Genomic DNA, 14,333 nt, shown 5'->3' on the forward strand with positions numbered 1-14,333 from the left:
AACGGTTAAGTAGCGTTTGCTCTAACACTTTATTTTAGAAATTATATCCTGAAATTAGTTCAAGAAACAAAACTACTTGATCAATCCCTTCACCTCATCAAAATCCAAACCACCATAATTACCAGAACTCATTAATAACAAGCTCTTGTTATCAAAGCTTTGAGAGAATAAGAAGTTTTTAAAATCTTCTGGGTTGGTGTAGATAATTAAATCGTCGCGCTCAAAAGCATTAGCGATTTGTTGTTCCGTAACTTCTTCTAGTTTTTTAATCTCAACAGCATGTGGAGAATAAAACACAACAGCAACATCTGCAGCATCTAAAGCACCTTTGTATTCTTTTAGGAATTCAGCATTTAAGCTACTGTAAGTATGTAATTCTAAACAAGCGACTAAAGTTCTGTCGCTGTACTGTTCTTTTAAAGCTTTGGTCGTCGCTTCTACCTTACTTGGTGAGTGTGCAAAATCCTTGTACGCTATACTCGTTTTAGATTCGGCAATTTTCTCTAAACGTTTGCTGGCTCCTTTAAAGGTAGAAATGGCTTCGTAGAAATCGTCTTCATCAATTCCCATGTGCTGGCAAATCCATTTGGCACCAGCTAAATTGTTTAAGTTGTGTGCACCAAAAACTTCAATTGGCATCGGTCCTTCTGGAGTTTCTAAAAGTGTTTCACCATCTTCTACTGTGTATGCTGGTGTTTGGTAAGGTAGTTTCCTTATCTGATTTTCTGAAGCTTCAACCACACGTTTTACTTCGGCATCTTCTTCGTTGTAATTAATACTGCCACCTCTTACGATAGAATCGATAAAAATGCTAAACTGCTCTACATAGTTTTCATAAGTTGGAAACACATTAATATGATCCCAAGCAATGCCGCTTAACAAGGCAATATTAGGTTTATACAGATGAAATTTTGGTCGCATGTCTATAGGAGAACTCAAATATTCATCACCTTCTAAAACTATAAAATCATTGTGTTCAGTGAGTTTTACCATCACGTCAAAACCTTCGAGTTGCGCGCCAACCATATAATCAACATCTCTGTTGTGATAATGCATTACGTGCAAAACCATAGAGGTAATTGTTGTCTTTCCATGACTTCCGCCAATGACTACACGTGTTTTGTTTTTGGCTTGTTCGTATAAAAATTCAGGATAGCTGTAGATTTTTATACCGAGTTCTTGGGCTTTCAGCAATTCAGGATTATCAGCTTTGGCATGCATACCCAAAACAATCGCATTTAAATCTGAAGTGACTTTTTCTGGATACCAACCAAACGTTTCAGGTAGTAAACCTTTAGCGTCTAATCTCGATTTTGAAGGTTCGAAAATAGTATCGTCACTTCCTGTGACCTTGTCACCTTTATTGTGAAGTGCTAAGGCTAAATTGTGCATGGCTGCACCACCAATAGCTATAAAATGTACGTTCATAAAACAAATATCAAATTAGAAATTGCAAATTCCAAATAAAGCCAACTATTTCTCAAAATAGTAGGATATAGTTGTTACACAAAGGTACACTAAGAAAGCATGCAGCTTCATAAAGAAAAAAACAATAATTTATGAGCAAGTATTAGTATGGTTTATTTTTCCACTATGGGGAAATTAAAAAGGGGCTTTTATTCTTACAAATCCGGATTCACTGCTAAACTATTAAACAATTTTGCTTTTGTAGAGAAGAATTTATTCTGAATTGAAATAGCTTTTAATTGGTTTTCAATTAGTTTAGATTCGCGCGAATTTACCAAAAACAGAGAGCTTTCTCCCAATTGAAATTTACGCTCCTCTGCAACCAGCATCAATTCAGAATCGGTAACCATTTCCGTCGTGATTTCATTTTGTGCCACGTAAGATTCTAATTCTTGTTTTATGGCGTTTATTTTATTTTGAAGACTAACGCGTGTGGCATCAAATTCAAACTCCGTGTCTTGCAATTTTATTTTGGCTAATTTTAAATCACCTCGTTCTTTTCTTAAAAACAAAGGGAAACTGACATTCAATCCACCTTTATACTCGGCTGTATTAAAAGTTCTGGCGACATCTGGTGCTTCAGACAAAAAATTATATTCTACATCTACTCTTGGTAAAAGTCGGTTTCTTTTTAAACGTGTATCAACTTCCAATCCATCTAACTTGTAACCTAATGACAATAGTTTAGGGTGCTCTTCTAAAATCACTTCATCACTTCGCAATTGATTAATGTTAAACGTACTGTCTACGATAGGCTCAGTATCGACATCTGGAATAACATCGGGTTGTAACTCTACCGGAATATTATTTTCTAACCATAAAAAATTAGACAATTGTAAAGCCGCCTGCATCAGTTTTACTTTAGATTGTTCTAAACTCAATTTTCTACTGTTCAATGCAATTCTGGCTTCCGTAGCATCTATTTGCGCATTTTCACCAAGCTCTACTCCTCTTACAATTCCTCTGTAACGCAATTCTGCATTGACGAGAAAATCTTCAAAAAGTTTTAATTCATTATAAGCTTTCAACCAATCGAAATAAACCAAAGAAGCTTCAAACAAAATGTTGTTGACAAAAATATCGCGATCTGCTTTGGCTTGTTCTCTAAAGAGCTTGGCTTGTTTTAAAGCAGCCATACGATCATTAATTAGTAAACCTTTTGCTAATGGCACCATAAGACCTGCACTGTACAGACCTTGATCTGGGACAAACGCTTCAGGATTTAAAAAATCTCCTGTGTTTTCTTCAAACGTTCCTTTAAGCTCTACACCAAACCACGTTGGAACTTTAAAGGTTCCGTTTAACTGATCAAAATACTCTGTGTTTTTAAATTTTTTGCGATCGTAATCGACTTCTAATTTAGGATCAAACGCACCACGAGATTTCATGAGTTTAGCTTGACTTTCGTCTATAACCAATTCCGCCTGTTTTACAATAGGATGAAACTTTTTTACAAAACCTAAGTACTCATCAAAACGCAATACATTAGATAAAGGATCTGTTTGTGCACCACCTATAAAACTAAACCCAATAAGAATAACTGACAATAAACTTCGCATGTTTTACTTCTTTTTAGATTTGCCAGCATCTACTGGTTGGTAATAATTTGGTGGGAATCCATTTAATTGTCTCCACAATTCAAACCAAATTGGTACGTCTTCTAATAAGGCCATAGTGTAAGCACCAGAACCTGCCCTAATGTCTTTTGGCCATTTATGATCGTCTTCATCTGGAGCTAATAATACTCTAAATTTACCATTTGCACTTATAAAATTCTCTATCGCAACAACTTCAGCTCCATACGTACCATAAGATACATTTGGCCAACCGCTAAAGATAATTGCAGGCCAACCATCAAACTGTACACGCACCTTTTCACCTTTGTGTACCAGTGGTAAATCTATAGGTTCTACAAACATTTCTACCGCTAAATCTATATTTGCTGGCATTATACCTACTAATTCTTCACCTTCCTTGAATGTTTGTCCAATACCGCCTCTAATCGCTTTATTTATAAAACCGTCGTAAGGTGCTGTAATATAAAGTAGACCATTTCTTATGGTATAGTTAGATACTTGGTTCTCTAATTTAGAAACCTGTGCTTCCGAATCAAATTGGCTCGATTGTGCGCTGAATTTTTCACTTTCGGCTTTAGAGATTTTATCTGCATATTCTGCTTTTAAAGTTGAAATTTGAATTTTAGAATTAAGCACTTCATTTCTACTCCGTAATAATTTTGCTTCTTGAGATGTTTCCTTAGCTTCAGTTTCTTGTAATTTAACTTTAGCATCTTCAACATTTTTTAGTGCTGCAAAACCATCCTGAAACAAAGAATCTGACCGTACATATTTAGTTCGTGCTATTCTAAGATTTGTTCTAGCAGCAACTAAATCCATACTATCTTGTCTTACTTTTAACAAGGCTTGTAAAATTTTATTTTCTGCCATTTCTAACTTTAAGCGACGCTCTTTTATAAGGGCTCCAATACGTATATCTTGTGCATCAACTTTACCTTTGTAAGATACTACAGAAAACGCCTTTGCATCGCGTTGTTGCGCTGTACGCTCTACCAAATCAGGATCAAAGTACTCACTTTTTACTTCGGATATTTTCATTATCGTGTCACCTTTTCTTACGGCATCACCTTCGCGCACAAACCATTGCTCTATACGTCCTGGAATTTGCGACTGAATCGTTTGTGGTCTTTGATCTGGCGTTAAGGTCGTTACATTACCTCGACCTGTAATATTCTGGGTCCATGGTAAAAATAAGATGATAATACCAACGATTGCAAACACCCACAAAAAGCGATTGAAATATTTGTAATACGTTTTATCAAAAACACGCTCAGCAGATTTATACTTCGTTAAATCGACGTGTGCATTTATTGGATTTTTAGATATATTCAGCATATTACTTTTTATTTAAAATAATTTGACCTCTATTTAACGTAATGGTCTCCGTACAATTAATTTCCCAATCCTTATTAAAACTAACCACGATGAGCGTCCATGGATGTGATGGATCAGTTAAAAATTTAATTAATTCTAAAGCTTCGTCTTTTTCAAAATGCTCTAACGGATCTTCTAAGATTAATATTTTTGGTTGTTTTAAAATAGCCCTTGCCAAAATTATTTTCTTGGCAACCGTGTAAGAGGTTTGCTTTGCCTCTGGGTATATCATGGTGTTGATACCTCTATCGCTCTCTTTTATAAATTGAGAAAGCCTTGTGTTTTTAATGACAGCATCAATTTGTTCTTGCGTAATATCTGAATCACCAAATGTAATATTATCTTTAATTGAACCTTCAAACGGTGTTTCATCAGATAATGCTAAGCCTAATGCAGCTCGATATTTATTAAGGTTTACATTTTTTAAATTACCATCATTAAGGTACACATTACCATCTGTAGGTCTTATAACACCTGCAATAAGTCGGATTAAACTCGATTTTCCAGCTCCGCTCTCACCCTTAATAAGCACTCTACTTTTCGCTTTAATGACTAAAGAAATATTTTTAAGGATGTGGATGGTTCTATCTGGTACGCTATAGCTAATATTATCCAGCTGAATTTTAAAATTGTCGCCAAAGTTTGGAGCTTCTCCGGTTTGGTCTTCAATTTCTTTATCTACAACCTGTCCCATTTTTTCCAGAGATGTAAGTACATCATAAAACGATTCTAATCCTAAAATAAGCTTTTCTACTGAGGTGATGACTAATAGAATAATAATTTCCGCAGCCACAAACTGACCAATATTCATTTCTTGATTTAAAACTAATAAACCTCCAATAACAAGCAAACCTGCCGTCACAATGATTTTAAAACCAATCATTTGAATAAACTGTAATACTAAAATCTTAAAATGATTTTCTCTTGCATTTAAATAACCGTTTACCAAATAATCATTCTTATCTAGCGCCAAAGATGTTTTACCTGACACTTTAAAACTTGAAATTGTACGCGCTACTTCCTGAATCCAATGCGCTACTTTATATTTTTGCTTCGATTCTAAAAGACTGGTTTGCATACCACGCTGAATTGTGAATTTGAAAACCACATAAATCAACACGATCAGTAAGATACCAAAAGCTATAAAAAAGGGATGATAGAATGATAACAGAATTAGTGCAAATGTAATTTGTAAGACCGCTGCTGGTACATCTAAAAGTAATTTTGAAAGTCCTTTTTGAATATTAAGCACATCAAAAAACCGATTGGCTAATTCTGGTGGATAGTAATTAAGCAACTGATCCATTTTTATTTTAGGAAAGCGATAGGTAAACTCAAAAGAGGCACGCATAAAAATACGTTGCTGTATGGTTTCTATGATTCGCATTTGCATCAATTGTAATATACCTACAAATGCTACTCCTAAAGTTACTAATACCACAAGTACAATCCAAGAGGTACTCACCTGAGCTCCTTGAATTAAATTAATGATGGCTTGAATACCGAGTGGTAATGTTAATGCTATTAAACCAGAAAAAACGGCATAATATAAGACTTGCGTAACGTCTTTACGTTCTAATTTTAAAATCCCAACAAAGCGTTGCCAAGGTGTTAAAAGCGATTGTTTTTGATCCATTGAATTATAGGTTTAATGCTTTTTGAGTTAAATTTTGAAAGAAATCGGTTGGTGTGGTTTGTTTATTGCAGTCTGTTATTGAGCTAAAATGAACTTTTAAAAAGTGTTGATGCAATGCTCCTTCGATAATAGTACTTGCTAAACTAGATGGAAATTCATAATCGGCTCTTACGTTTGATATCATTTCGCTTAAACGTTTAATTAGACGCTTATAGACTACAAAGTAACCTTCTTTATTCTCACTATCCACCTCTTTTGTTAAATAAGATTTTGAATATTCATTGATGATAATTCTATTCAAAATCACTTCATTAATGTGCGAAAAGGCTAAATCTTCCTGAATCGTTTGAGTCACCACTTCTATAGCCTTAAACAATTGCTTCTTATCTGGCATATTAAAGGTAGACAGTACCAATTGGTATTCTACCCAAGCCCAATACCAAGATGTTAAGTATAATAGTAACTTATGTTTACTTTCAAAATAACGATAAATTGAACTCTCATTAGAACCTATCTTAGTTCCTAACTTTTTAAAAGTAAAACTGTCAAAACCAATCTCATCGATTAATAATATACTGTGCTCAATGATGCGCTTACCTAAATCAGAAGATTCAGGATCTTTAATAAAGATCTTGTCTGGCACGGAAATCTTTAAATTTGATAGTAAGTTTAACATAGTTATTATATTTGATTGCAAATATAATAGTAATACTATTAGTTAAAAATAATTAACATATATTTAATATCATAAAGCAATAGCAAAAAAAAACCTATTTCGCACTTCTTTTTTTAGTCGCTCGTAATGCTATTATCACATAGATCATCGATTAAATAGAAGCTTTAAATTCTTTAAATTTTTCAATTTTAGGTAAATCTGCAATTGCTTTATTAATCCACTTTAACGCTTCCTCAGTATTCGCTTTGTGCTTGTAAATTTGTGCCAATCGGTAATAAGCCCAAGCCTTTGGCACTCCGTCTCTAGACGAATGATGCGACAAATACGTTTTGAGGCATTTTTCACCTTTTTCTAGTTGAATGTTATAATCTGCACAAACTTTACCTATTTGGTAATGCATAGCGTTACGCTGTAACTTTTGTTGCCCTTCCTCAATATTATTAATCGCTTTTTCAGGTTCATTTTGTCGGTCGTAGAAATTAGTTAATTTCTCATAGCAGGTTACAGAACCACCCACTTTTATGGCCAGCTTATAATATTTCTCAGCTAGTTCTGGTTCGTCATCATACTCATAAACATACCCTTTTGCTAAATAACCATCAACCTGAGACAATTCCTCTAACTGCTCAGCATAATCTAAAGCTTTAGAAAAACTACCACCAACAATACCTGGCAAGGACACATACAATTCTACCAAAGCCCAACGCGTTTCAATATGTTTTGGATCTAATTGTGCTGCTTTTAAAAATGCGTCTTTTACATCACCTATAATCGTCAAAGCTTCGAGCTTACTTATCGTTAATGCCTTCATGCCTAAAGCTCCACCATATTTATAATGGTAGTTGGCATTATTAGGTCGTTTTTGGGTGAGCGCTTGGTATTGTGAAATAGCATCGTCCCACTTTTTTTGGTAACTATAAGCGTCACCTAACAACTCTATTGCCTTTAGATTATTTGGATTTGATTCTAAAAAAGAGGTCATTTCATTCTCTGCACTGACAAACGCTTTTTTTGCTATAAAGGCTTCTGCAGATGCAATGGAAGATTGTGCAAAACAGCAAGACGACAGCAATAAAACAAACAAAAACCTAAACATATTTTAAAGAATTATTTTTGCAAAAATACGATTTAATAACGGTTGATTTCACTAACAAATTGTGTAACTTCACTCATCGAAATGGGTACAACACTCATTAGAACTGTTTTTGGAATGCCTTTTGAAGGTATCTTGCAGAACATATCATTACACGATCTGAAAATACTAGAAGCGGTCGCTTGTTTTACCATTGCCGAATTTAATGCTGACTTCGAAAATTATTGAGATCACCAACAATTAAAAAAATGAAAAACTACATACCACTTCTCATGCTTATTTGTTTCGCTTCTTTTTCTAATGCTCAAAATGATTTTGACAATCAGTGGCAAGAAATCACCCAACTTGAGAACGAGGGACTCACAAAAAGTGCTTCTGATTTGGCTGAAACGATTTACAAAAAAGCGGTTGACACTAAAAATTCCACACAACGCATTAAGGCTTTATTGTACATCAGCAAATACATGCTAACGCTAGAGGAAGATGCCCAACTGACTATTGTGAAGCGTTTTAAATCTGAAATTGATAGTGCCAAAGACCTACCTACCAAACACCTTTTAGAAAACATGTTAGCCACCATGTATTGGCAGTATTTTCAACAAAGTCGTTACCAGTTTTATAACAGAACAAAGACTTCTGAAAAAGTAAGCGATGATTTCAGAACTTGGGATTTAGAAACTATTTTTAACGAAATTCACAGGTATTACCAGCGCTCGCTTGCCAATGGTCTTTTGTTACAACAAGAACCTCTCAGTAACTATAATGTCTTATTAAAACAACAGGAAAATTCGAAAACATACAGACCTACTTTGTACGATTTATTAAGCCATAATGCGCTAAGTTTTTATAAAACTGATGAAAATTCAATAACACAGCCAGCCTACAAATTCACTATTGATAATGAGGCGTTTATTTCGGACAGTGAGCACTTTATCAATGTAGATTTAGCTTCAAAAGACACCTTGTCGCTGCAACGTAATGCTTTAAAAATCTATCAAAATTTATTAAAATTTCATAGAAAAGACGAAGCATCTAAAGCTTTTGTAGCTATTGATATTGAGCGATTAAATTTTGTAAAACAGCATGCTACGTTTTCCGACGCAGACACTTTGCTAATGGAAACCTTAACGTTGAAATCAAACCAATTACGAGCTTCTGAATTATCCAGCTTATATGATTTTGAAATAGCGTCGGTTTATGTATCACAAGGCGCGTTTTATGATATAAATTTTAGAATCAATCTCAATAATAGTAAAAATCGTTGGAAACTAAAAGAAGCCATGGACGTCTGTAATTCTGCGATTTCTAAATTCCCAAAAAGTATTGGTGCTCAAAAATGTACTGTTTTGATTGCTGAAATTAATCAACCGAGTTTACAGCTACAAACAGAGGACTTTATCGCTATTAATTCACCTTCTAAAATATTAGTGACTTATAACAATTTAAACCAGTTAGCTGTCAATATTTATAAAGTATCACAAAAGCAATTAGATAGTTATAACCGTATTTATAGAGCAGATAAAAAAGCCGCTTTTTTCAAGAAACTAAAGCCTACTGAAACATTTTCGAGCACCTTAAAATCTGAAGGAGATTACCAACTTCATAGTACTGAAATTGTAATGCCTAGATTAGGCAATGGTTTATATTTAGTTGAAGCAAAAACACAGTCAGATTCCAATGTTTTTGCAGCAACCCACATCCAAGTTACAGATTTAGCACTGATTGAAAGTACCGAAAACACAGCGCACGTTTATCAAATTATAGACCGAAAAAATGGTGCTCCAAAAATTAGCGCAACGGTAGAATTGAGCTATTCCGACAATAGAAACGATAAGCGTTATACCAAATCATTCACCACAGATCGTTATGGTAAATTTGAATTTAAAAAAGACAATAATTATTATCGAAACGTTCAAATAAAAGTAAAATCTAACGATGATACTGGTTATTTTGGCGACTATTACATCAACCGAACCTACACCGAAAACACAAATAACGACACCAGATATAACACCTTTTTATTTACAGATCGCAGTATCTACCGACCAGGACAAACTGTTTTTTTTAAGGGTATTTCTACAGAATATAAAGATGGAAAATCTTCTGTATCATCTGCAAAAGATATTACAGCAGAATTATATAAAGTCAATAGAGAAAAAGTAGCAGAATTGAGATTTGTAACTAATGAATTTGGATCATTTCATGGCGAATTTATACTACCCAATAATGGACTAACAGGTGAATTTTATATTCTAAGCTTTTTAAATGGTGTTCAAAGTAGTTATAAATATTTTTCGGTTGAAGAATATAAGCGTCCAAAATTTAAACCCGAATTTCAACCCATTACAGAAACCTATAAAGTCAACGATAGCATTACTGTAAATGGTACTGCTGTTGCTTTTGCTGGGAGTTATATTACAGATGCTAAAGTGGTGTATCGCGTCACTCGAAATGTGAAATTTCCGAGCTGGCATTATTGGAGACGACCTTATTATAATGTGGACGCCCAAGAAATTACATTTGGTGAAACAAAAACCAATGCAAAAGGAGAATTTGAAATTACATTTAAAGCCTTACCTGACGAAGGTGTTTCTAAAGATAATCTTCCCATTTTCAATTATGAAGTTAGCGCAGATATCACGGACATTAATGGAGAAACCAGATCCACCTCTACTTTTGTAAATGTTGGTTATCACGCCATGACTTTAAATATAGGTGCACCTCAAACGATTGATAAAGACAAAAAAGATATCGCATTAACTTTAACGTCACAAAATCTAAATGGCCAGTTTGTACCTGCAAAAGGTGCATTAAAAATTTATAAACTGAATGCTCCAGAGCGTGTTTTAAGAACAAGATCTTGGCAAGCACCAGATTATCAAACCCTCTCTGAAGAAGAATTTATAACACTTTTTCCACATGAGCCTTATGATAACGAAGGTGAACTTACCAATTGGAAAAGAGGAGAAGTAATTTTTAGTACTGAGTTTGATACCGAAAAAGACAAAAATATACGCTTAAAACGTCTCAACAAATGGGATTCTGGTCAATACCTTATTGTTGCTGAAAGCAAAGATAAATTTGGGCAAACGGTAAAAGACGAACGTTTCACAGCACTCTTCAGTTCTAAAGATAAAACCGTTGCCGACCAACAATTGTACGAAGCTCAATTAGACAAAGCGAGCTATGACATTAATTCGATGGCTAAACTGACTCTAGGGTCTTCTGCGGAAAACATAGCCGTTACTGTAGAAATTGAAAAGGATAACCGTATCATAATGACGCAATTGGTGAACTTGAATAACTCTAAAAAAACAATTACCATTCCGGTTTTAGAAAGTGATTTGGGCGGTTTTGTAGTACACACCACATTTGCAGCTTTTAACGAATTTGTGTCTCGAAGTTTTAAAGTGAATGTCCCTTATCCTAAAACAGACTTAGAAATTGAAACCACAACGTTTAGAAATAAATTACAACCAGGACAAGACGAAACTTGGAGCTTTAAAATAAAAGGACCAAAAGGAGATAAAGTGTCTGCTGAATTATTAGCCAGTATGTACGATGCATCTTTAGATGAATTCACTGCTCATAACTGGAGTTTCAATCCTATAAACCATCCGCAGTATTACGGTAGAATCAATAAAAACTCGAGACAAAGTTTTAGGACGACCAACTTTAGGTTATTTAACCGTTTTAGCATGACCGCAAGTTATCCTTATCAAGGTTATGACCAGTTGAATTGGTTTGGATTATATTTTGGGAATTATTATCAATATGAAACAAAAAACAAGAGACTTTATGCGCCTGATAATATGATAGCCATGGATGATTCTATGGAGTTGGAAGAAAGCGTAGTTGTGGGTTACGGAACAAAACCAAATGCAAGTTTTACTCAAACCCTATCTGGGCAAATTGCTGGACTAGAAAATAGTGATGCAGACAGTCTTTTATTAAAAACTGGATTTGGCGAACCTAGGAAAAAACCTTTAGATTCAGACAACATCCAAATCCGAAAAAACCTAAACGAAACCGCCTTCTTCTTTCCACAATTACAAACAGACAAAGAAGGTAATGTCAGTTTCAATTTTAAAGCACCAGAAGCCTTAACCAAATGGAAACTGCAATTATTAGCACATACTAAAACTTTAGAAAGTACAGTCACACAATTGGAAGCCGTCACTCAAAAAGAGTTGATGGTCATACCTAATGCGCCACGTTTTTTAAGAGAAGGAGATCAAATTACAATTAGCACTAAGATTGCAAACCTTACAGAAAATGAGTTATCTGGTATTGCGCAATTGATTTTAACAGATGCGGTTTCAGGAAAAGATATTTCTACAGAACTTGTCTGGTCGAGCGCAGTCGAGACCTCTTCAGTTAACCAAAATTTCACAGTCAATCCCAAAGGGAATACTCAAGCGTCATGGGTTTTAAAAATCCCAAAGGGTCTTCAAGCTGTGCAATATAAAATCATTGCCAAAGCAGGTGACTTTAGTGATGGTGAACAAAATGCACTTCCAGTTTTATCTAATAGAATGTTAGTCACGGAAACGCTACCGATGTGGATTCGTTCAAACGAGACCAAAACATTTACTTTAGACAAGCTCGCTTCGACTTCGCTCAACGACCCAAATTCGACCTTAAGTCATCATAAGTTGACGTTAGAAATGACCTCGAATCCAGCCTGGTATGCTGTACAAGCATTACCATATTTAATGGAATATCCTTATGACTGTAACGAGCAAACCTTTTCACGTTATTATGCGAATGCTTTGGCGCAACATATTGTAAAATCGAATCCAAAAATTGAAGCGGTTTTTAATCAATGGAAATCGACAGATGCCTTATTAAGCAACTTAGAAAAGAATCAAGAATTGAAATCCATATTGATTCAAGAAACTCCTTGGTTGCGTGATGCACAATCGGAAACGGAACAGAAAAAACGGATTGCCTTATTGTTCGATCTTAATAAAATGAACAACGAATTGCAATCTGCCATGCGTAAATTAAAAAGCAATCAACAAAGTTCAGGAGCTTGGCCTTGGTTTAATGGAGGACGTGATAATCGTTACATCACGCAACATATTATTGCTGGTTTTGGTCATTTAAAGCAACTAAATGTCATTCAGAGCGACAGCGAAGAATCTCTAATTCAAAACGCATTAAGATACTTAGATGCACAATTCGTTCAGGAATATAAAGACATTAGAAAATACAATAAAGAGGCAGATTTAAGTAAAGATCATTTGTCGCAAATACAATTGCATTATCTCTACACACGAAGTTTTTATCCTGAAATGACTCCTTCAAAAGAGGTTCAGAATATTATGGATTATTACCAAGGTCAGATTGAAAAATATTGGTTAAGTCGTTCATTATACGCCAAAGGTTTAATGGCTTTAAGCATGAACCGAATGAATGACACCAAAACGGCTGGTAAAATTGTAAAATCTTTAAAAGAAAACAGTATTACTTCTGAAGAATTAGGGATGTATTGGAAGGACAACACCAATTCTTGGCATTGGTATCAAGCTCCAATTGAAACACAGGCCTTAATGATTGAGGCGTTTGCTGAAGTTGGAAATAGCATTCAGAGTGAAACAAAAAATCTCGAAGACATCGACAACCTAAAAATCTGGTTACTAAAAAACAAACAAACCAATAGCTGGAAAACCACAAAAGCAACGTCCGAAGCGGTTTATGCCTTATTATTACAAGGCAGTGATTGGCTAAGTGTTACCGAACAAGTGGACGTTAAAGTTGGTAACGAAACTATTTCACCAGAAACCTTGGAAAACGTAAAAGTTGAAGCTGGAACAGGTTATTATAAAACATCCTGGACAGGTTCTGAAATAAAACCCGAACAAGCCAATGTTACTATCACTAAAAAAGGAGAAGGGATTGCTTGGGGAGGATTGTATTGGCAATATTTTGAGGACTTAGACAACATCACCTCAGCCGAAACACCATTAAAACTAAGTAAGAAACTCTTCCTGAAAACGAACACTGATAAAGGCGAGGAAATTTCAGAAATCACGTCAGAAACCAAATTAGAGGTTGGTGATTTAGTTAGAGTTAGAATTGAATTACGAACCGATCGCACCATGGAATTTGTACATCTTAAAGACATGCGTGCTGCTGGTTTTGAACCTATAAATGTTATTTCGCGGTACAAGTATCAAGATGGTCTTGGCTATTACGAAAGCACTAAAGATGCAGCTACTAATTTCTTTATGGATTATTTACCAAAAGGTGTTTATGTATTTGAATATGATTTACGCGTAAATAATGCTGGTGATATGAGTAATGGCATTAGCACCATTCAGAGTATGTATGCACCAGAGTTTAGCGGTCATAGTGAAGGAGTTCGGGTTGTGGTGGAATAAAGGTTGTGCTTAGCTATTGCTAAGACAAAGAAGCACAATGCTGCTGTGTAGAACTATGTAAATCGTAAACGTAATGCCTCTTGCATAATTGGTTTGAGGTTCCGTAACTTAAAACCGAGCGCAA

Annotated in this window: 8 protein-coding genes; 2 read left to right on the forward strand and 6 right to left on the reverse strand. The window is 34.9% G+C overall.

The features are described from left to right. Nucleotides 1–72: 72 nt before the first annotated feature. From murC to AB8B52_RS06780, 6 genes are all read right to left on the reverse strand, one after another. The gene (murC, locus tag AB8B52_RS06755; RefSeq protein ID WP_406026481.1) at nucleotides 73–1,428 is read right to left on the reverse strand and encodes a UDP-N-acetylmuramate--L-alanine ligase; all 1,356 of its coding nucleotides are present in this window, start codon (nucleotides 1,426–1,428) and stop codon (nucleotides 73–75) included. A gap of 194 nt (nucleotides 1,429–1,622) precedes the next feature. Then, on the reverse strand, nucleotides 1,623–3,026 hold the full coding sequence (locus AB8B52_RS06760) for a TolC family protein (RefSeq protein ID WP_406026483.1): 1,404 nt from the start codon (nucleotides 3,024–3,026) through the stop codon (nucleotides 1,623–1,625). Nucleotides 3,027–3,029: 3 nt separating this feature from the next. Then, nucleotides 3,030–4,379, reverse strand: coding sequence for an HlyD family secretion protein (locus AB8B52_RS06765; protein WP_406026485.1), 1,350 nt, complete (start codon nucleotides 4,377–4,379; stop codon nucleotides 3,030–3,032). 1 nt (nucleotide 4,380) lies between these two features. Then, nucleotides 4,381–6,054, reverse strand: a complete 1,674-nt coding sequence (locus AB8B52_RS06770; RefSeq protein WP_406026487.1) for a peptidase domain-containing ABC transporter — start codon at nucleotides 6,052–6,054, stop codon at nucleotides 4,381–4,383. A gap of 4 nt (nucleotides 6,055–6,058) precedes the next feature. Next, nucleotides 6,059–6,730, reverse strand: coding sequence for a TetR/AcrR family transcriptional regulator (locus AB8B52_RS06775; RefSeq protein ID WP_406026489.1), 672 nt, complete (start codon nucleotides 6,728–6,730; stop codon nucleotides 6,059–6,061). A gap of 151 nt (nucleotides 6,731–6,881) precedes the next feature. Next, nucleotides 6,882–7,826 carry a tetratricopeptide repeat protein gene (locus tag AB8B52_RS06780; RefSeq protein ID WP_406026491.1) on the reverse strand — a complete coding sequence of 315 codons (945 nt, stop codon included), beginning with the start codon at nucleotides 7,824–7,826 and terminating at the stop codon, nucleotides 6,882–6,884. A gap of 81 nt (nucleotides 7,827–7,907) precedes the next feature. Here AB8B52_RS06780 and AB8B52_RS06785 point away from each other — a divergent pair, with 81 nt between their 5' ends. Both AB8B52_RS06785 and AB8B52_RS06790 read left to right on the forward strand, forming a co-directional pair. Next, nucleotides 7,908–8,051 (forward strand): hypothetical protein, encoded by a 144-nt coding sequence (locus AB8B52_RS06785; RefSeq protein ID WP_406026493.1) that lies wholly within the window; start codon nucleotides 7,908–7,910, stop codon nucleotides 8,049–8,051. A gap of 20 nt (nucleotides 8,052–8,071) precedes the next feature. Continuing rightward, entirely contained in the window at nucleotides 8,072–14,209 is a 6,138-nt protein-coding gene (locus AB8B52_RS06790) for an alpha-2-macroglobulin family protein (protein ID WP_406026495.1), read from the forward strand. Nucleotides 14,210–14,333 lie beyond the last annotated feature (124 nt).

This window comes from Winogradskyella sp. (genome assembly GCF_045105575.1).
Classification (GTDB): Bacteria; Bacteroidota; Bacteroidia; order Flavobacteriales; family Flavobacteriaceae; genus Winogradskyella.